Origin of the sequence: Arboricoccus pini (genome assembly GCF_900187945.1) — a bacterium.
Taxonomy (GTDB): Bacteria; Pseudomonadota; Alphaproteobacteria; order Geminicoccales; family Geminicoccaceae; genus Arboricoccus; species Arboricoccus pini.
In genome coordinates, this window is sequence record NZ_FYEH01000001.1 from 336,709 (window position 1) to 354,561 (window position 17,853).

Genomic DNA, 17,853 nt, shown 5'->3' on the forward strand with positions numbered 1-17,853 from the left:
TTTGACTCTACCATCCATCATCGGTCGTGTCGTTCTCGGCATCGAGACGAGCTGTGACGAGACAGCCGTTGGCGTCGTCGACGACGCGCGTTCGATACTGGCACACGAGGTCTATTCGCAACTCGACGAACATGCCCTCTATGAAGGGGTCGTACCGGAGATTGCAGCCCGCGCCCATGTCGAGCGGCTGGATATCCTGGTGGAAAAGGCGCTGCGGACGGCTGGCCTCCGCCTGGGCGACATGGCGGCGATCGCTGTCACCGGCGGTCCTGGCCTGATCGGCGGCCTCGTTGTTGGAACCGCAAGTGCCAAGGCGCTGGCAGCCGTGCTGGGCAAGCCGCTCCTCGTCGTCAACCATCTGGCCGCCCATGCGCTGACCGCGCGGCTGACGGACGGGATTGCCTTTCCCTATCTGCTCCTCCTGGTTTCGGGCGGGCACTCGCAGCTGCTGGCCGTCCATGGCGCCGACCGTTTTGAAAGGCTGGGAACGACCATCGACGATGCGGCGGGCGAGGCTTTCGACAAGGTCGCCAAGATGCTGGGGCTAGGTTATCCGGGCGGTCCGCGACTGGAGGCGCTGGCCCGTTTCGGCGATCCGACCCGCTTCGATCTGCCGCGCCCGCTCAGCCGACATGCCGGCTGCGATCTTTCCTTTTCGGGTTTGAAGACGGCGGTGCGCACGACGATCCTCTCACTTGGCGAGGAGGGCGCGCACGAGGCGACACGGGCGGACCTGGCCGCAAGCTTTCAGACCGCCGTCGCCGACAGTCTTTCTGCCCGGACCCGTCGCGCCATCGCGCTGATGGAGGCTCGCTACGGTGGCGGCCTGCCCCTTGTCGTCGCCGGCGGCGTTGCCGCCAACGGCGTGGTGCGCCAGGCCCTGGCTGGGCTTGCAGCCGAGCACGCCATGCCTTTCATCGCTCCGCCGATCACCCTATGTGGCGACAATGGCGCGATGGTGGCCTGGGCGGGCATCGAGCGACTGGAGCTTGGTGCCGGGGACCCTCTAGACTCTCTGACCCGTGCCCGCTGGCCTTTGGACATGTCCGCCTCACCGCGGATCGGTTCCGGCCAGAAGGGTGCCAAGGCATAATGGGGGAAGGGCGATGATGTGGGGTCGTGTCAAGGACGCACCGATTGATCCGCAACTGGCCTTTCGCGCCGGGGTCCTTGGATGGCGCTTTGAGCGGGTCAAGGCAGCCACGGAACGTGACTTCAACCTGATTTATGCTTTTGGCCCCAACGAGCGGCAGATGGCCGAGATGCAGCGCCTGCCGGGCCTGGTCGCTAGCGGCGATGCCTTCCGCACGGGGCGCTCGCTCCGGGCCATCGGCAAGCTGCTCGACCGTGCCGGTGCGCCGCCGTCGGTGGGGCGGCAGTTCATCGACAATCTCGTGGCCGCCATCATCACCCACCACATGCGCCGAACCGGTTTTGGCTGGACCGAGACCGAGACGATCGAGATGTTCATGGAACTCTATGATCGCGTCCTGGGCGGCGACACCAGCGGTAGCACCGCCGTCCGGGATATGTTGCTTCTCTATGCGCGTGACGAGGAAGAGCCGCTACCGGGTACCCGGCACCGGTCCTGATGACCGCTAGAAGCGTGCCAGCGCATCGCGCAATTGCTGCGAACCCGCATTGGACACCGATCGATCGCGAAGGATCTGCGTGGCTGTCACGGGCTGGCCGTAATAGATTTTATCATAGTCGTCCTTGGGCTTGAGAGCCGAGCCATCCAAGGAGACGCCGGCGTAGAGGCCCTGCTCGCGCGAGAAGATGTAGATGTCCTCGCCGAAATGGACCGTCGTCGCCGCGCCGATGCCTGCCCCCAGCTTGCCGGCCGTGGCACTGACATCGGTGCCGATCTTGAAATTGGAGCTCAGCAGCTTGGTGATGGCGCCGTCATTCATGAACGTGAGTAACAAGTCGGAAGACTTGCCGCCGATCTGCAGGCCGAAGCTGCCACCGGCCAGCGTGAAGAAAGCGGGTTCGCCAAACGTGCCCGTGCGTAGGTCACGCAGGAGCATGACGCCGGTCCCGTATTCGGCGCCGATCAGAAGGCCGCCTTTCAAGACGTCCGGCAGGACCATGACACCATAGGCGTTTTGCACGTAGACATGCATGTCGTCCTTGGCGGGCGTGGCCAGGAACTGCTCGACGACGATCCGGGCGCGATCGACCAAGATCTGCGCCTCGTTCGACTGGGCCCAAAGGGTGGTCGGCCGCACAACCAAGGGGGCCGCAGCGGTAATGGCCGCGAATTCGAGCAGACGACGACGGGACAGGCGCTTCATGCGGATCGATCTCCAACCTATATGACCCGTCTCTTCGCGGGTTCTGGCCCTTCATCTAGCGCTGATGCCAGGTGCATCAAAGCGTCAGAATTCTAAGGATAGTGCAGGAAGCAGCCGGCGATCGTCACCGCGCTCCAGACCAGGAGTGACAGGCCAGCGCTAAGGCGTGCCCAGTTGGGTGAGGGACCGGTCGGTAGCCGGTCAAGCGCAGTACCGGCCCTGACATGGAAGAAGGCCACGTTGACGAGCGCTACCCCGACCAGCAGGAGCTTCAGTCTGAAGGTGGGCTCGGCGCCGATCGTCGTGGCGGCGGCGGCAAAAAGCACGAAGCCGCTCGCCGCCTGCAGGGCAAACGCACCTCGCGCTATCGGCAGGAGCAGCCGTCCCGCCCGCCTTGGATGCATCCCGGGATCGAGTCCAAGTACAGTGATGTCGAAGGCGAGGATCGCCGACAGGAGCACCACCAGGGCCACGACATGAAGGACGCTCGCCAATGGTCCGAGCCAGGGGATCGTGCGCGGCAGGTTGCCGAGCCAGCTAGCCTCGAGTGTCGCTAGCACCTCCAAATGCACCCAGCCGTCTCTTATGTCAGGTTCTGCTTGAAGAAAGCGATTGTCCGTTGCCATGCGAGCTCGGCTGCCGCCTTGTCGTAACGCGCCGCCGACGTGTCGTTGTTGAAGGCGTGCTGCGCGCCTTCATAGAAAAAGGCATGGTAGGTGACATGGGCCTGCTTGAGCGCCGCTTCGAAACTCGGTACCTCGGCGTTCGTTGCGGTATCCTGGCCCGCATAGTGGAGAAGGAGGGGCGCGCGGATGCCGCTCACACCCTCGAGCGGCGGCACGCGACCATAATAGACGACACCGGCTTTGATGTCGGGATTGCTCTCGATAACGCGGCCGACCACGCCGCCGCCCCAGCAAAAGCCAACGATGCCAACCTTGCCGTTGCTGTCGCTGTCCATCGTCATGCCGGTGACGACAGCACTGGTCAGGCTCATGGCCTCGGCCGGCTGGAGGTCGCCGATCATGGTGCGCGCCTTGTCCTCGTCGGCGGGCGTGCCGCCCATGGGCGAGAGGAGATCGGGGGCCACGGCCAGAAAGCCCTCGGTCGCGAAGCGGCGGGTAACGTCCTCGATATGCGCATTAAGGCCGCGATTCTCATGGATCACGACGATCGTAGGCTTGCGCGCCGTCACGCCGGCTGGTCGGGCACGATAAAGCTTCATCGACTTGCCGGCAAAGCTCATGCTGGTCTCACGCGCGGTCACCCGCGAATCGCCGGGTGGCACGATGGCGGCCGCCGCCTTGTTAGGGGCGAGGGCGGAGAGGGTGGTCATCGCGGCCGCGGCGCCTCCGGTCAGCGCGGTCAACTTTTCCATGAAGACGCGGCGATCCATGCCGCGATGGGTGAACTCGTCATAGAGATCGATGATTTCCTGGCGCACGGCGATGCTCCACTATGGCGGACGAAGCGAAGATGTGGCTTTAAGCTGGCGAAGCCCCGGTCCTCCGTCTATAGGGGCGCCCATGCAGACACCGCCACGCCCTTCCCCAGCACCACAGAAAGTCGGTCTCGTCAGCCTGGGTTGCCCCAAGGCCCTGGTCGACAGCGAGCGCATTCTCACCAAGCTGCGCGCCGACGGCTATGCGATCTCGCCGTCCTATGACGGTGCCGATGTCGTCCTGGTCAATACCTGCGGCTTTCTCGATAGCGCCAAGGCGGAATCCTTGGCGGCGATCGGCGAGGCGATGGCGGAGAACGGCCGGGTCATTGTCACGGGCTGTCTCGGTGCCGAGGCGGAATCGATCAGGACGCAGTTTCCGGGCGTCTTGGCTATCACAGGGCCGCAGCAATACGAGGCGGTGGTCGAGGCCGTGCACGCGGCCGCACCTCAGACGCACGATCCTTTCGTCGATCTGGTCCCGCCGCAAGGCATCAAGCTGACGCCCAAGCATTACGCGTATCTGAAGATCTCCGAGGGCTGCAATCACAGCTGCAGCTTTTGCATCATTCCTTCGATGCGGGGCAAACTCGTAAGCCGTCCGGCGCATCATGTGCTGCACGAGGCCGAGAGGCTGGTGAAGGCAGGTGTCAAGGAACTTCTCGTCGTCTCCCAGGACACGAGCGCCTACGGTCTCGATCTGCGATACCAGGAGGTGAGCTTTCGCGGTCGGCCGGTGAAGACGCGGCTGACGGAACTTTGTGAGGCGATGGCAGCGTTCGGCGTCTGGGTCCGGCTGCACTACGTCTATCCCTACCCGCATGTGAGCGAGCTCATTCCGCTCATGGCGGAAGGCAAGCTTCTTCCCTATCTGGACATTCCCTTCCAGCATGCGAGCCCGCGCATTCTTCGCGCGATGCGGCGTCCCGGCTCGAAGGAAAAGGTCTTGGACCAGATCCACGCCTGGCGCGCGGCCTGCCCCGAGCTCGTGCTGCGCTCGACATTCATAGTCGGCTTTCCTGGCGAGACCGAAGCGGATTTCGACCAGCTTCTCGAGTGGCTCGATGAAGCCGAGCTCGATCGCGTCGGCTGCTTTCGCTACGAGAACGTCGCCGGTGCCGCCGCCAACGACCTGCCGGGGCATGTGCCGGACGAGGTCAAGGAGGAACGCTGGCACCGCTTCATGGTCGCCCAGCAGGCGATCAGCCAGCGCCGGTTGGCCCGTTTCCAGGGTCGCACGCTGGACGTGCTCGTTGACGAGGTCGGCCCCCGCCAAGCGATCGGCCGCAGCTTCGCGGACGCGCCCGAGATCGACGGGCAGGTGCGCTTCACCCGTGTAGCGGGTGTTCGTCCAGGGGACATGGTCAAGGTCGAGATCACGAGCTCCGATGCCTACGACCTCAAGGGCCGGCGGATGCTCGAGCGAGCCGCTTGAAGCATTCCTAGATGCGGCTCATCACATAGGCCGTGCAGGCATCTGTCGAGATGAAGGCGATGTAGCGCTCGCCTTGGCGGAGCGGAATGTCCAGATATTGGCCGGGGAAGAGAAAGGCACTGCCGTTCGTCGTGGCCGTCACCGACGCATCGCCGATCTCGAAGTAGCAAGGGCCCGTAGCAATGATCGTTACGAGCGCCGTGTAGCTGGCGATGGGCTGGGCGTTGCGCTTGGACTCGGTGTCGACCGCTATTTGCTGGGTGCCCCGATAGTCGAAACCCAAAGCCGCGATGGGATTGCCGTTGTCGTCGGTCGGAAGAACGAAGCTCATGGTCGGCCGCCTTGCTTGAGGGACGGGTTCAGACGATCATTATAGGACATAATGCCTAAAATACAAGTACCGAGCAGCGCTCGCGTTGCCAGTTCCTCCGGTTCTGGCATAGTCGTAAGGCCTGGGAAGCTGGAACCAACATGCGCGCTGAACGCCGCCTCCTGATCTATAGCCACGACAGTTTTGGGCTGGGCCATCTGCGCCGGTGCCGCACGATCGCGCACGACCTGGTCGGTCGTTTCGGTAATCTTTCCGTCCTGATCCTTTCAGGCTCGCCAATCATCGGCAGCTTCGACTTCAAGAGCCGGGTCGATTTCGTGCGCGTGCCGGGTGTCATCAAGCTGCGCAACGGCGAATACACGGCGCTCAACCTGCATATCGACATCGATCGGACGGTGGCGATCCGCAGCTCGATCATCCAGCACACGGCCGACGTCTTCGAACCTGACCTGTTCATCGTCGACAAGGAGCCGTTAGGCTTGAGAGGCGAGGTGAAGCAGACGCTTGAACTGCTGCGTGCCAAGGGCACACGCTGTGTCCTTGGTCTGCGCGACGTCATGGACGAGCCCCAGGTCCTGCTCGAGGAATGGGAGCGCAAGGGCGTCTTTCCAGCGCTTCGCGACCTTTATCACGATATATGGGTCTATGGCCTGCCGGAGATCTTTGATCCGGTGGCCGAGGTGCCAGGCTTCGCGGAGGTCGCCGCCAAGGTCCACTACACGGGATATCTGCGGCGCGAGGTGCCGGCCAGCGTGGTGCCGACCAGCACGAACGACCTGCCCGAGGGGCCGTTCATCCTGGTCACGACCGGCGGCGGCGGGGATGGTGAGGACCTGGTCGATTGGATTGTTAACGCCTATGAGCAGGTTTCTGATCTCGCCATTAATGCCGTGATCGTCCTCGGTCCCTTCATGCCGCCCGATCTCCGTGCCACCTTCCAGGCGCGCATTGAGAAGATCCCATCCCTTCGCGCCATCGTCTTCGAATCAAACATGGAGCTGCTCTTCGACCGGGCCAGTGCCATTGTCGGCATGGGTGGTTACAACACGTTTTGCGAAATCCTTTCCTTCGGCAAGCCGGCCATCATCGTGCCGCGAACGGTGCCTCGTCTCGAGCAATATCTGCGCGCGGAGCGTGCCCAGCAACTGGGCCTGGTCCACATGCTGCCCTACGAGGATGACCGCGATCCAGGGCGCATGGCCTCGATGCTGCAGATGATCATCGGTGCCGCTCCGCCGGACCCGGTGTTGGTGGCACGCATGCTGGAGGGGCTGGAGCGCATCGCCACGCTCGCAGCACCATGGCTGGATGCGTCCCTGCCCGAGGCCGCCAACGGGTGACCCGGGCCAAGGAACGTATCGTCGTCTTCCTCAAAGGATATCCGCGCATCTCGGAGACCTTCATCGCCCGCGAGCTCCTGGCGCTGGAGGAGCGAGGCTTTGAGCTTTTCCTCGTCTCGCTCCGCCACCCGACAGACGCCATCAGGCAGGATATCAACGATCGCATTCGCGCGCCTGTGCTTTATCTCCCGGAGTATCTGCATCAAGAGCCGATGCGCGTTATGCGCGCGCTTGGCCATGCCATGCGCATTCCATCCTGGTGGCGTGCCACACGCCTTTGGCTGCGCGATCTCAGTCGCGATCCCAGTCGAAATCGTGTCAGGCGCTTTGGCCAGGCTCTTGTCGCGGTGCGCGAGATGCCGGCAGATGCCATCTGGCTCTATGCCCATTTCATGCACACGCCGGCCTCGGTCGCCCGTTACGCGGCTGAACTGCGGGGCCTGCCCTTTTCCATTTCGGCCCACGCCCGAGACATCTGGACCAGTCCCGCCTGGGAGAAGGAAGAAAAGCTCAGGGCAGCCCGCTGGACGGTGACCTGCACGAGGGGCAATGTCGAGCATCTCCATGGCCTCGTTCCCGAGGCGGACGTTGAATTGCTCTATCATGGTGTGGATACCAGCCGCTTCGCACCGGGCGAGCCTCGGTCGGGAGAAGGCCTCGTGATCATGACCGTGGCGCGCTGCGTGCCCAAAAAGGGGCTGGATGTCTTGATCCGTGCCTTGGCGCTTCTGCCAAAGGATCTCGACTGGCACTACGTGCATCTGGGTGGTGGTCCTTTGCGCCAGGCCCTGGAGGCGCAGGCCATCGGCCTTGGGATCGAGCAGCGATGCGTCTGGCGTGGTACCGTCACCCAGCTCGAGGTCGCAGCCTCCCTGGGCCAGGCTGATCTGTTCATCATGCCCTCGCGCGTCGCCGATGACGGAGACCAGGATGGCCTGCCCAACGTGCTGCTCGAGGCGATGAGCATGGGCCTGCCCGTTGTCGGCTCGCGCATCTCGGCCATTCCCGAGGCTATCGCCGAGGGTCGAAATGGCCTGCTCGTGCCGCCGGAAGACCCGGTGGCTCTGGCCTTGGCGATCGAGCGGCTGGCGCGCGACGCACCGCTGCGCCGTCGTCTCGGCGCCGAGGGGCGGGCAACCATGCAGCGACTCTTTAGTGACGAGGCCGGTTATGACCGGCTGGCAGCGCGCTTTGCGTCGGCGGGATGGACCATGGCATCGCTGGCGGCTTGATGCGTATCGCCTTCTACGCCCCATTGAAGGCGCCCGACCATCCGGTCGTCTCGGGCGACCGGGCGATGGCGCGGGCGTTGATGGCACTTCTTGTCGGACTGGATCACGAGGTGTCGCTGGCCTCGCGACTCCGCCTGTTCGACAAAGAGGGCGACGAGGTTCGCCAACGCCGCCTGGAGCGTCTGGCCGACCGGGAGTGCCGCCGCTACCTTGCCGGGATCAAGTCGGGCCGACGCCTCCAGCCCGACCTCTGGTTTACCTATCATGGTTACCACAAAGCCCCCGATTTGCTGGGTCCGGTCGTGACGGCGGCCTTGCGCATTCCTTACGTGATGGCGGAAGCTTCAATAGCCGCCAAGCAGGCGGATGGCCCCTGGGCCAGAGGGCACGCCACGACCTTGGCGGCTCTGAGATCAGCCGATGGGCTGCTTGCCATGACCGAGATCGATCGGCAGGGGTTGGCAGCCGTGTCCGGACGGCGTGCCGACGTCGTTCTCCTGCGTCCCTTTCTCGATCGCGGCGCTTTCCAGGACCTGCAGCCCGAGGCCCTGCGCGCGCATTGGGCCGAGCGCGCGGCTTTGCCGGTCGACAGACCCTGGCTGCTTGCCGTTGCCATGATGCGGGATGATGTGAAGCGCCGCTCCTTCGAATTCCTGGCGACGGCGCTTGCACATCTTCGGGGATCTGCCTGGCATCTGGTCGTTGCGGGCGACGGTCCAGCACGACCTGCGCTCGAAACGGCTTTCGCTGCCGCCATACCTGGCCGGCATACCTTTCTGGGCACCCTGCCGCGTCGGGAAATGCCGTCCCTCATGGCGGCCTGCGATCTACTCGTCTGGCCGGCCCTCAACGAGGCGTACGGCATGGCGATGCTGGAGGCTGCCGCCGCCGGCCTTGCAGTAGTCGCCGGACGACACGGCGGGGTCGCGGATATCGTCGCCGATGGCGAGACGGGACTTCTGGTCGACGGCGATCAAAAGGCATTTGCTGCCGGCATCAAGGAAATGCTCGATGCGCCGAGCCGGCGTCGCGCCATGGGCGAGGCGGCGAAGGCACGTGTCGCCAGTCTGCATGGTACGGAGCAGGCGTCGGCGACGCTAGCGCTGGTCCTCGCGCGCGCCGTGCGCGCCAAGGGGGAAGCAACGATCGGTCGCCCATGAGCACCTGTCTCTTCATTCGTCATGCGCCGACCTTCTGGAACGAGACCGGCCGGATCCAGGGCCAAAGCGACGTGCCGCTTTCGCCGGCAGGTCGCGAGCAGGCGGCGGCCTGGCGATTGCCGGCCCGTTATGCCGGGGCAGCCTGCCTGTGCAGTCCGCTGAACCGCGCGATGGAGACGGCGCGGCTGATCGGTTTTCCGACGCCTGCCACGGACCCGCGCCTTCGCGAGATGTGCTGGGGCTCCTTCGAAGGATTCACGCTCGACGAGCTGCGCGCTTCCATGGGACGGCGTTTCCAGGCGTTGGAGGCCCGCGGGCTCGACTTTCGTCCTCCTGGCGGCGAGAGCCCGCGTGAGGTCACCGTCCGGCTGCAGGCGGTATTACAGGAACTGGCCGCCCGCGATATCTCGCAGGTGGTCGTTGCGCATAAGGGTATTTTGCGTGCACTGGTCGTTCTGGCGACGGGCTGGCCCATGCTTGGCAAGCCGCCGCTCGCTCCGACGCGTGACGAGGCGCTCGAGCTTGAACTCGACGAGACGGGCCGGCCGGAAAGACTTCGCCTCGTCGGCCTTCGGCGGGCGGATCGATCATGCGCGTTCTGATCTGGGTGCAACATCTGCTGGGCTCCGGGCATCTGCGCCGGGCTCTCACCCTGGCGGGCGCACTGGCCGGCCAGGGACATGGCGTGACCCTGGTCACGGGCGGCATGCCGATTGCCTGGAAATCCGACGCGGCGATCGATATCGTGCAGTTGCCGCCGCTTCGGGCCGCCGATGCCCGTTTCCGTTCCCTCCTGGACCATAGCGGACAGCCGGTCAGCGCTGCCCTCATGGCGAGGCGGCAAGCGAAGCTCCTCGCGACCTTTGATGCCTGCGCCCCGGACATCGTGCTGGTCGAGATGTTCCCCTTCGGCCGTGGCAGCTTGCGCAACGAGCTGGTGGCCTTGCTCGAAGCGGCCAAGGCGCGCCGACCCCGCCCCGTAATTGCCTCATCCGTGCGCGATATTCTGGTCGGCAAGAATGACGCCAGAAAGCAGGAGCGGATGCTGGATTTCTGCAACGCCTTCTTCGACCTCGTTCTCGTCCATGCAGATCCCAATCTGGTCCGCTTCGAGGAAAGCTTTCATCGGGCTGGCGAACTTCGCGCCCGCCTGGCCTACACTGGCTATGTTGTCGAACCCTTTGCCCTGCCACCGTCGACAGAGCGCGACGAGATCCTGGTCACCGTCGGCGGCGGGGCCGTGGGCGGCAACCTGCTCCGTGCCTCGCTGGCCGCAAGTCGCCTGACGACCGACGATGGCAGGCGATGGCGTCTCGTCCTCGGCACGAACCTTGCGGAGCGTGAAGCGTTGGACCTGCAACGACAGGCGCCGGGGGAAACCATCATCGACCGTCACCACGAATCGCTGGTGCCGCATTTAATGCGTGCTGCCGTGTCTGTCTCGCAGGCAGGCTACAACACGGTGGTCGAGTGCCTGGCCACGGGTGCTCCCATGGTGCTCGTGCCGTTCGGCAGCGAGGGTGAGGACGAGCAGAGCCGGCGTGCCGCGCGGCTGGAAGGACTGGGCTTGGCGAACGTGGTTCAAGAACAGGAGTTGACGCCGGAAGCATTGGTTCAAGCGGTCCGCTCCATGCTGACCCGCCAGCGTCCGTCCGTTTCCATCGATCTTGACGGCGCCGCCAATACCGTACGCCTGCTCGAACAGGCGTTAAGGTCATGAACGCGGGGCTGGCAGCATTGCGGGCCGCGCTCGATGCCGCGCCGACGCCGGTTTCGTTCTGGTGGCGGGACGACGATACCGGCGCTGATGATCCGGCCCTCGATGGTCTTTTGGGGCTGGCCAGCGAGCTTGAGCTGCCGCTGGCGCTAGCCGTGGTGCCCGCTTGGTTGGCGGCGGCAACAGTAGAGCGCATATCGCGAGTGGACGATGTCTGGGTCCTGCAACATGGCTGGGCCCACGTCGATCACGCGCGCGACGGCGAGCGGAAAATCGAGCTCGGCGGCACGATCGCCTGGGAGCGGCTTTGCGCCCAGCTCGACCGCGGGCGCGCGACGCTGAGCGAAGCCTTCGGTCCTCGTTTTTTGCCGGTGATGGTGCCGCCTTGGAATCGCATCGACCCTTGCATCGAACGGCAGCTGCCGGCATCGGGTTATCTTGCGATCTCAGCCACGGCGGAGCTCGGCCGGGACCCTTCGCGGGACGCAAGGTTTCATCGCGACATTCACCTCGACGTCATGAGCTGGAAGCCATCCCCCACCATGCGACCGCTCGAGGCGCTGGCGACAGCGCTGGCCCGGCAGATCGCGGCACGCACCGATGAGAGGCATGCGGAAGAGCCGATCGGCTTGATGACCCACCACCAGGTGACCGGGCCACCGGGAATGGCGATTTTGCGCGAGCTTCTCGGGATGTTGCGGGCCCATCCCAGGGCCTGTTTTCTCGATCCTCGCTCCCTGCTGGGTCATTGACTAATGCCGGTCCTGTCCGTTCGCGATCTGAAGATCGCCTTTCGCGCCGAGGAAGGCCGGATCGAAGCCGTGCGGGGCGTGTCGTTCGACGTGGAGGCCCATCGAACGACAGCCATTGTCGGCGAGAGCGGTTCCGGCAAGACGGTGGTCTCCCAGGCGATCTTGGGCATCCTGCCTGAGAATGCGGTGATCGAAAGCGGTTCGGTCATCTTTGACGATCCGCGTGCCAAGGGAGGTCCGATCGACCTCGTGGGCATGGGCCAGAACGATCCACGCCGACGCGCCATCCGTGGCGCTCGCGTCTCGATCATCTTCCAGGAGCCGATGAGCTCGCTCTCGCCGCTCCATCGCATCGGCGATCAAATCGCCGAGGTGCTGACGACGCATCGAGGTGCAAGTCGAGGAGCGGCCAAGGCCAGGACGATGGAGATGCTGGGCCTTGTCGGGTTCAGCGAGCCGGAGCGCGCCTTTGGCCGTTTCACCTTCGAGCTTTCGGGCGGCCTGCGGCAACGGGCGATGATCGCTATGGCTCTGGTCTGCGAGCCTTTGCTCCTGATCGCCGACGAGCCCACCACTGCGCTCGATGTAACGATCCAGGCGCAGATCTTGAAGCTGATGCGGGATCTGCAGGCCGAGTTCGGCATGGCGACATTGTTCATCACACACGACCTGGGGGTCGTCGCCAACGTGGCTGACGACGTCGTCGTCATGTATCGCGGTCGCATCGTCGAGAAAGGGCCTGTACGCAGCCTGCTCGAGACACCCCAGCATGGCTATCTCAAGGCTCTCTTGGGTGCGGTGCCACGACTCTCCACGCCCAGCGACCAGCGCTTGACCAGCCTGCGGCCGGTGCCGGTCCACCTTGATGCCTTGGGCGGAGTCGAGGATCGTCCGCCGCTTCCCGCCTGCGGCTCAAAGGAGCCGCCTGTCCTGGACGTGCGGTCGCTGCGCAAGACCTATCTCATCAAGCCCGCGGGCCTCTTCGGCGGCCAGGAGCGGCAGATCGTTGCCGTGGACGATGTGTCCTTCAAGGTCCAGCGGGGCGAGTGCTTCGCCATTGTCGGCGAGAGCGGCTCGGGCAAGACGACCGTCGCCAGGATGCTTATGCGGGCGATCGAAGCGGACGCCGGGGAGGCCTTCTATCAGGACGAGGATGGCAGGCTCGACATCCTGACGATCGGCAGCGGCCTGACGGCGCTCAGACGCAAGATCCAGTATATTTTTCAAGATCCGTTCAGTTCACTCAATCCCCGCATGACGGTCGGCGACATCATCGCCGAGCCCCTTATTGTGCATGGCATCGGCGATGCTGCGACGCAGCGCCGCCGCGTCGGCGCGCTGATGGAGGCCGTGGGCCTCGATCCTCGCTGGCAGCGGCGCTTCCCGCACAGTTTTTCCGGCGGTCAGCGCCAGCGGATCGGCATTGCGCGCGCCTTGGCGCTTCGCCCGCGTCTGTTGATCTGCGACGAGCCGGTCTCGGCCCTCGACGTCTCGGTCCAGGCACAGATCTTGAATCTCCTCAAGGACATGCAGCGCGAGCTCGGCCTTACCTATCTATTCATCTCGCACAATCTGGCGGTCGTTCGCTATCTGGCACAGCATGTGGGCGTGATGTGTGCTGGACGTATGGTCGAATGGGGCACGACGTCGGCCCTCTTCGATAATCCCCGCCACCCCTATACGCAGGCCCTGCTGGCGGCGGTGCCGGAACCAGATCTCGACCATCCGCTCGATCTGGCGGCTCTCATGAGCGGCCGCGCATCATCGCCGGCTGACTGGCCCGCACCCTTCACCCTCGACGACCGGCCCGGCCGCATGCAGCTGGTAGATCACGACCATTTCGTCAGGATGTCCGAATGAGTCCCTGGATCAACCGTGTGGTTGTCAGCCTCTCGATCTTGCTGGTGGCCGAGACGGTCAAGGCAGAGCCGCCCGCCACGCCTTTGGTCGTGAACGACATGGCGACGATCGGTCGCCCTGGCGGCGAGCTCCACATGCTGATCTCGCGCGAGGCGGACACACGGTTGCTTTATATCTACGGCCATGCGCGGCTGGTCGGCTACGATCGAAAGCTCAATCTCCATCCCGATATCCTCGAGAGCTACGATATCGAGGATGATCGGGTCTTCACCATGCATCTTCGCAAGGGGCATCGCTGGTCGGACGGCCAGCCGTTCACGACCGAGGATTTCCGCTTCTGGTGGGAGGACATCGCCAATAACAAGCGGCTCCGGCCGAGTGGCCCGCCGATATGGATGCTCGTCGACGGCAAGCCGCCCCGGGTCGACATCCTGGATGCACAGACTATCCGCTATAGCTGGGACAAGCCCAATCCCTTCTTCCTGTCCGAGATCGCCTCGGCATCGGCGGAGGTGATCTACGCCCCGGCGCATTACCTCAAGCAGTTTCACGAAAGATACGCCGATCCCGCCACGCTCGCCCAGTTGGTGGCGTCATCCAAGTCACGCGACTGGGGATCACTCTTCGGCCGGCGCGACCGGGCCACCAAGTTCGACAGCCCGGACATGCCGACCCTGCAGCCATGGATGCTGGCCAATGGGCCGCCGGCCGACCGCTATGTGGCGGTACGCAACCCCTACTACTACAAGGTCGATTCCAAGGGGCAGCAACTCCCCTACATCGACAAGTTGATCTTTGATCTGGTCGATACCAAGCTCGTGCCGGTCAAGACGGGTGCGGGCGAGACAGACCTGCAGGCACGCGGTCTGTCCTTCAAGGACTATACATTCCTGCGGGATAGCGAGACGCGCAACGGGCTCGCCACCTTGCTTTGGCCGGAAGGCAAGAGCTCGCATCTGGCGATCTATCCCAATCTGAACGCGACTGATCCGGATCTGCGCGACCTCATTCGCGACCGCCGCTTCCGCCTGGCCCTTTCGCTTTCCCTGGATCGCAAGGCCATCAGCGAATACCTTTATTTCGGGTTGGCGACGCCAGCTAATAATACCGTCCTTGATGCTAGTCCGCTCTACTCGGATGAGGTGGGCAGAGCCTGTCTGGGCCACGACCTCGACAAGGCCAACCAGCTCCTCGACGAGATCGGTCTGGCGCGACGCAACAGCAGCGGCGTCCGCCTGATGCCGGATGGCCGTCCCTTGGACATCGTGCTCGAAACGGAGGGTGGCGATACCGAGCAAGCCGACCTTGGTGAACTCGTGCGGGACATGTGGCGCGAAATAGGCATCGCGATCCACGTCAAGCCCGCCGATCGCGAGGTCCTCCGTGACCGCGTTTTCGCTGGCGACGCGGTCATGACCATCACCTCAGGCATCGACAATGGCCTCCCCACGGCGGAGATGTCGCCCGACGCCTATGCACCAACGAGCCAGTTCGATCAGCTCCAGTGGCCCAAATGGGGCCAATATTACGAGACCAGCGGCCAGGCTGGCGAGAAGCCCGACCTTCCGGCCGCGAAGGAATTGATGGAGCTCTATGCCAAATGGGTGGGCAGCGACACGCAGAAGCAGCGTGCGGCGATCTGGAAGGAGATTTTGCCGCTTTATGCGAACCAATGCTTCACGATCGGTACCGTAGCGAGCGTTCAGCAACCGATCGCCGTGCGTAAGACGCTGCGGAACGTCCCAGCCAAAGCAGTCTGGAACTGGGAGCCACAGGCCCAGTTCGGCCTCTACAACCCAGAAACCTTCTGGCTCGACAATCCATAAGCCGCTGAAGTCAATTGCCGGAGGCCACTGCCTTTAGAGATATGCGTTTAGCCGGCGGGCAATTGGTGCGCAGGCCGTCTTGTGGCCGTACACCGGACATCTATCGACGCAGGCCGCATCGCTGTCATCCGGAGGATAGGCTGCCAGGTGACGGGTTTGAGCCGGTACGACGGCCCCAGAGGCTGGATTCGAACGCACCGGCTGGCAGCTCTATCCGGTCTAGTCGAAGCTGGCGCAACATGGCCTCATGCTGCGCTACCATCCAGTGATTGGCAATCAACGGCTCGATGACGCCGCCCAGTAACAGGGCGCTGACCAAGGATTGCTCGTTGTAGCCGCGCCATTTCCAGGATGCGGGGTAGGGTTCGGGCAGGAAGATGTCGTGAATGTGGACAACCACGCCCGCCGCCAGTGTCGGCACGACCTCGCCCAGGAGAAGGTCGACATCGGTGCCCGGCATGGCGACGTGGCTGGAATCGATAAAGAGAATGTCATCGGCCTCAAGGCCGGCTGTCAGTGGCAGGCACTTCGTGTCGAACAGGCGGGCTTCGTGGCGGATCGGCAGGCGCTTGATGTCGGCGCGAGGAGTGGGGTCGATCGCGGTCAGTTCGCAGCTCAGGCCGTGACGCGCGATGGCGGCCGCCATGAAGCGGGTCGAGTGGCCGGAGCCGATCTCGACGATGCGCCTGGGGCGACAGGCCGCCACCATGGTGAACGCGAGCAGCCCATCCAGGCGGGGAAACCAATCCTGTTTGAAACGCGGCGCCGGTGGCTGACCGAGAAGAGGTTCCAGTATCTCCAGTTCGGCAGCGGCGCGTGTCAACCAGGCGAAGGCGGCAGTTTCATGCTGCCTCAACAGCCGCTCGATGGCCAAGCTGCGCCCAGGGCGTGCGCGATCGGCGTGTCGATAAGGAACGAGGAAGCCTTGAGGCCTGCGGTTGCCGACCAGGGACAGGAGTGCACCCAGTCGACGCCTGACCGGACGATCCAATTGCCAGCCCATACCCCCTGATCCTTAGAGCTTCAGCGTCATGCCTTCGCGCGCGGCGAAGGACCCAGGCATCGTCTCCTGCAATTGTCGGTCGATAGCGGCCAGGGCCTCGTCATCCCGCTCCGGATCGTGATGGAAGGTTACGAGACGCCGAGCCCCCGAGGCCTTGCAGAGGCGCACGCCCTCCTGCCAGGTCGAATGTCCCCATCCCTTGAACATGACGAATTCTTCGTCGGTATAGGTGCAATCATAAATGACGAGGTCGCTCTCGGCGATGAAGCCCGCGATCGATTCGTCGAGGCGCCCCACCCGATGCTCGGTGTCGGTAACATAGCATAGGGACCGGCCGTCGAACTCGATCCGGTAGGCGGTAGCACCCCCTGGGTGGTTGAGCGGTAATGTATGCAGGCGAAGCCGCTCGTCCCCGAGATCGATGTCCTGACCGGCGTCGAAATCGTTGAAGGCGATGCAGGCATGGAGAATATTGAGCGGTACGGGAAAGAAGGGTCGCTCCATGATCTTGTTGAGCACGGTCGAAAGCGTCGTGCCGTGGCGCTTTAGATGGCCGCTCCAGAGGCGCAGCCGATTGCCGGCGTTGTAGGCAGGCTTGAAGAATGGCAGCCCCGCGATGTGATCGAGATGCGTATGGGTCAGGAAAATGTGCGCATCGACACGTTCTCCGGATTGCACGAGGGATTTGCCCAGGGCGCGCAAGCCTGTTCCGGCGTCCAGTATGAGCCGCCGTGCACCGCAGCGGACCTCGACGCAAGGCGTGTTGCCGCCGTAGCGCACGGTTTCCGGCCCCGGACAGGCGAGTGTCCCGCGTACGCCCCAGAAGGTCACGGAGAATTCGTCGTTCATCCCGCTACGTCATTCGTCGAGGCCACCCCTTCCCAACAAGCAACAAAGCCGGCCGTCGCCAAGGGTCCATCCATCATGTGGCAAGGGCCTTTCGATAAATATAGTATCGGCCGGGTTGGATTTCTGCGGGCAGCGCCTGGGGCGATAAACCCTGGACGGAGACCGACTGGTCGGAGACGAGGCAACCACCGGGCGCTAGCAGGCGAGTGGCGTGGCGGCCGACCAGTGCCGCTGTCGATGCGTCGATCGCTGCGTCGCCGCAGCCAATGTCGCTATGAATGAGCGCTACGCTATTCGCCCATTGCTCGGCGGCAATGGGCAAGGTCTCGGCCAATTGCCCGCGGATGAGATCGGCGTCAGCCGGCATCGGCATGGCTTGTGGATTTGGTTGCCGCTCAAAGACGATGATGCGCCGTCCGGGAAGATGCTCGAGCAGATGATCGTAGGTCCGCCCGTTGCCAAGACCGAGCTCGATGACCAGGCCCGGCACGAGGTCGGGCATCACGAGGTCGAGACAGGCGCGCTGGGCCTGCAGGCGACGGATGAAGCTCTCAAGTCGGCTCATCGACCAGGCAGGCCGGTTCGCGGTGAGCCGAGGTCGTAGGGCCCG

Annotated in this window: 18 protein-coding genes; 11 read left to right on the top strand and 7 right to left on the bottom strand. The window is 64.0% G+C overall.

The window, feature by feature from the left end:
- Position 1 precedes the first annotated feature (1 nt).
- The gene (tsaD, locus tag CFB17_RS01595) at positions 2–1,093 is read left to right on the top strand and encodes a tRNA (adenosine(37)-N6)-threonylcarbamoyltransferase complex transferase subunit TsaD (protein WP_243389663.1); all 1,092 of its coding nucleotides are present in this window, start codon (positions 2–4) and stop codon (positions 1,091–1,093) included.
- Between the two features lie 13 nt (positions 1,094–1,106).
- Positions 1,107–1,592, top strand: coding sequence for a hypothetical protein (locus CFB17_RS01600; protein WP_133063811.1), 486 nt, complete (start codon positions 1,107–1,109; stop codon positions 1,590–1,592).
- 6 nt (positions 1,593–1,598) lie between these two features.
- Here CFB17_RS01600 and CFB17_RS01605 read toward each other — a convergent pair whose 3' ends face one another.
- The 3 genes from CFB17_RS01605 to CFB17_RS01615 all read right to left on the bottom strand — a co-directional run bounded on the left by CFB17_RS01605 (position 1,599) and on the right by CFB17_RS01615 (position 3,741).
- Positions 1,599–2,297, bottom strand: coding sequence for a lipid-binding SYLF domain-containing protein (locus tag CFB17_RS01605; RefSeq protein ID WP_088559637.1), 699 nt, complete (start codon positions 2,295–2,297; stop codon positions 1,599–1,601).
- Positions 2,298–2,389: 92 nt separating this feature from the next.
- Positions 2,390–2,869 (bottom strand): hypothetical protein, encoded by a 480-nt coding sequence (locus CFB17_RS01610; protein WP_133063812.1) that lies wholly within the window; start codon positions 2,867–2,869, stop codon positions 2,390–2,392.
- Positions 2,870–2,880: 11 nt separating this feature from the next.
- Positions 2,881–3,741 carry a dienelactone hydrolase family protein gene (locus CFB17_RS01615; RefSeq protein WP_207761886.1) on the bottom strand — a complete coding sequence of 287 codons (861 nt, stop codon included), beginning with the start codon at positions 3,739–3,741 and terminating at the stop codon, positions 2,881–2,883.
- Positions 3,742–3,823: 82 nt separating this feature from the next.
- Here CFB17_RS01615 and rimO point away from each other — a divergent pair, with 82 nt between their 5' ends.
- Entirely contained in the window at positions 3,824–5,173 is a 1,350-nt protein-coding gene (gene rimO / locus CFB17_RS01620) for a 30S ribosomal protein S12 methylthiotransferase RimO (RefSeq protein WP_088559639.1), read from the top strand.
- 7 nt (positions 5,174–5,180) lie between these two features.
- On the opposite strand, the gene CFB17_RS01625 is transcribed toward rimO, so the two are convergent.
- Positions 5,181–5,504 carry a hypothetical protein gene (locus CFB17_RS01625; RefSeq protein WP_088559640.1) on the bottom strand — a complete coding sequence of 108 codons (324 nt, stop codon included), beginning with the start codon at positions 5,502–5,504 and terminating at the stop codon, positions 5,181–5,183.
- A 140-nt stretch (positions 5,505–5,644) separates the two neighbouring features.
- Here CFB17_RS01625 and CFB17_RS01630 point away from each other — a divergent pair, with 140 nt between their 5' ends.
- Genes CFB17_RS01630 through CFB17_RS01665 form a run of 8 tightly spaced genes read left to right on the top strand, consistent with a single transcriptional unit; the run spans position 5,645 to position 15,391 of the window.
- On the top strand, positions 5,645–6,844 hold the full coding sequence (locus tag CFB17_RS01630; RefSeq protein WP_088559641.1) for a glycosyltransferase family protein: 1,200 nt from the start codon (positions 5,645–5,647) through the stop codon (positions 6,842–6,844).
- Positions 6,841–8,076 (top strand): glycosyltransferase, encoded by a 1,236-nt coding sequence (locus CFB17_RS01635; protein ID WP_243389664.1) that lies wholly within the window; start codon positions 6,841–6,843, stop codon positions 8,074–8,076. The genes CFB17_RS01630 and CFB17_RS01635 overlap by 4 nt, the downstream gene beginning before the upstream one ends.
- Positions 8,076–9,236: a glycosyltransferase family 4 protein gene (locus CFB17_RS01640; RefSeq protein ID WP_165769368.1), complete on the top strand. Its 1,161-nt coding sequence runs from the start codon at positions 8,076–8,078 to the stop codon at positions 9,234–9,236. Before CFB17_RS01635 ends, CFB17_RS01640 begins: the two co-directional genes overlap by 1 nt.
- Positions 9,233–9,838 carry a histidine phosphatase family protein gene (locus CFB17_RS01645; protein ID WP_088559644.1) on the top strand — a complete coding sequence of 202 codons (606 nt, stop codon included), beginning with the start codon at positions 9,233–9,235 and terminating at the stop codon, positions 9,836–9,838. The genes CFB17_RS01640 and CFB17_RS01645 overlap by 4 nt, the downstream gene beginning before the upstream one ends.
- On the top strand, positions 9,826–10,956 hold the full coding sequence (locus CFB17_RS01650) for a glycosyltransferase family protein (RefSeq protein ID WP_088559645.1): 1,131 nt from the start codon (positions 9,826–9,828) through the stop codon (positions 10,954–10,956). Before CFB17_RS01645 ends, CFB17_RS01650 begins: the two co-directional genes overlap by 13 nt.
- The gene (locus CFB17_RS01655; RefSeq protein WP_088559646.1) at positions 10,953–11,705 is read left to right on the top strand and encodes a polysaccharide deacetylase family protein; all 753 of its coding nucleotides are present in this window, start codon (positions 10,953–10,955) and stop codon (positions 11,703–11,705) included. The genes CFB17_RS01650 and CFB17_RS01655 overlap by 4 nt, the downstream gene beginning before the upstream one ends.
- 3 nt (positions 11,706–11,708) lie before the next feature.
- The gene (locus CFB17_RS01660; protein WP_088559647.1) at positions 11,709–13,565 is read left to right on the top strand and encodes an ABC transporter ATP-binding protein; all 1,857 of its coding nucleotides are present in this window, start codon (positions 11,709–11,711) and stop codon (positions 13,563–13,565) included.
- Entirely contained in the window at positions 13,562–15,391 is a 1,830-nt protein-coding gene (locus CFB17_RS01665) for an ABC transporter substrate-binding protein (RefSeq protein WP_088559648.1), read from the top strand. The genes CFB17_RS01660 and CFB17_RS01665 overlap by 4 nt, the downstream gene beginning before the upstream one ends.
- Before the next feature lie 124 nt (positions 15,392–15,515).
- On the opposite strand, the gene CFB17_RS01670 is transcribed toward CFB17_RS01665, so the two are convergent.
- From CFB17_RS01670 to CFB17_RS01680, 3 genes are all read right to left on the bottom strand, one after another.
- Entirely contained in the window at positions 15,516–16,394 is an 879-nt protein-coding gene (locus CFB17_RS01670; protein WP_088559649.1) for a class I SAM-dependent methyltransferase, read from the bottom strand.
- 12 nt (positions 16,395–16,406) lie between these two features.
- Entirely contained in the window at positions 16,407–17,243 is an 837-nt protein-coding gene (locus CFB17_RS01675) for an MBL fold metallo-hydrolase (RefSeq protein WP_088559650.1), read from the bottom strand.
- Positions 17,244–17,316: 73 nt separating this feature from the next.
- On the bottom strand, positions 17,317–17,808 hold the full coding sequence (locus CFB17_RS01680) for a class I SAM-dependent methyltransferase (RefSeq protein WP_088559651.1): 492 nt from the start codon (positions 17,806–17,808) through the stop codon (positions 17,317–17,319).
- Between the last annotated feature and the right edge of the window lie 45 nt (positions 17,809–17,853).

Excerpts from the sequence above, each read along its gene's own strand:
- CFB17_RS01675 (WP_088559650.1), bottom strand. The coding sequence starts at position 17,243 with ATGAACGACGAATTCTCCGTGACCTTCTGGGGCGTACGCGGGACACTC.
- CFB17_RS01645 (WP_088559644.1), top strand. The coding sequence starts at position 9,233 with ATGAGCACCTGTCTCTTCATTCGTCATGCGCCGACCTTCTGGAACGAG.
- CFB17_RS01640 (WP_165769368.1), top strand. The coding sequence starts at position 8,076 with ATGCGTATCGCCTTCTACGCCCCATTGAAGGCGCCCGACCATCCGGTC.
- CFB17_RS01660 (WP_088559647.1), top strand. The coding sequence starts at position 11,709 with ATGCCGGTCCTGTCCGTTCGCGATCTGAAGATCGCCTTTCGCGCCGAG.
- CFB17_RS01670 (WP_088559649.1), bottom strand. The coding sequence starts at position 16,394 with ATGGGCTGGCAATTGGATCGTCCGGTCAGGCGTCGACTGGGTGCACTC.
- CFB17_RS01655 (WP_088559646.1), top strand. The coding sequence starts at position 10,953 with ATGAACGCGGGGCTGGCAGCATTGCGGGCCGCGCTCGATGCCGCGCCG.
- CFB17_RS01665 (WP_088559648.1), top strand. The coding sequence starts at position 13,562 with ATGAGTCCCTGGATCAACCGTGTGGTTGTCAGCCTCTCGATCTTGCTG.
- CFB17_RS01650 (WP_088559645.1), top strand. The coding sequence starts at position 9,826 with ATGCGCGTTCTGATCTGGGTGCAACATCTGCTGGGCTCCGGGCATCTG.
- CFB17_RS01625 (WP_088559640.1), bottom strand. The coding sequence starts at position 5,504 with ATGAGCTTCGTTCTTCCGACCGACGACAACGGCAATCCCATCGCGGCT.
- rimO (WP_088559639.1), top strand. The coding sequence starts at position 3,824 with ATGCAGACACCGCCACGCCCTTCCCCAGCACCACAGAAAGTCGGTCTC.
- CFB17_RS01630 (WP_088559641.1), top strand. The coding sequence starts at position 5,645 with ATGCGCGCTGAACGCCGCCTCCTGATCTATAGCCACGACAGTTTTGGG.
- CFB17_RS01605 (WP_088559637.1), bottom strand. The coding sequence starts at position 2,297 with ATGAAGCGCCTGTCCCGTCGTCGTCTGCTCGAATTCGCGGCCATTACC.
- CFB17_RS01680 (WP_088559651.1), bottom strand. The coding sequence starts at position 17,808 with ATGAGCCGACTTGAGAGCTTCATCCGTCGCCTGCAGGCCCAGCGCGCC.
- CFB17_RS01600 (WP_133063811.1), top strand. The coding sequence starts at position 1,107 with ATGATGTGGGGTCGTGTCAAGGACGCACCGATTGATCCGCAACTGGCC.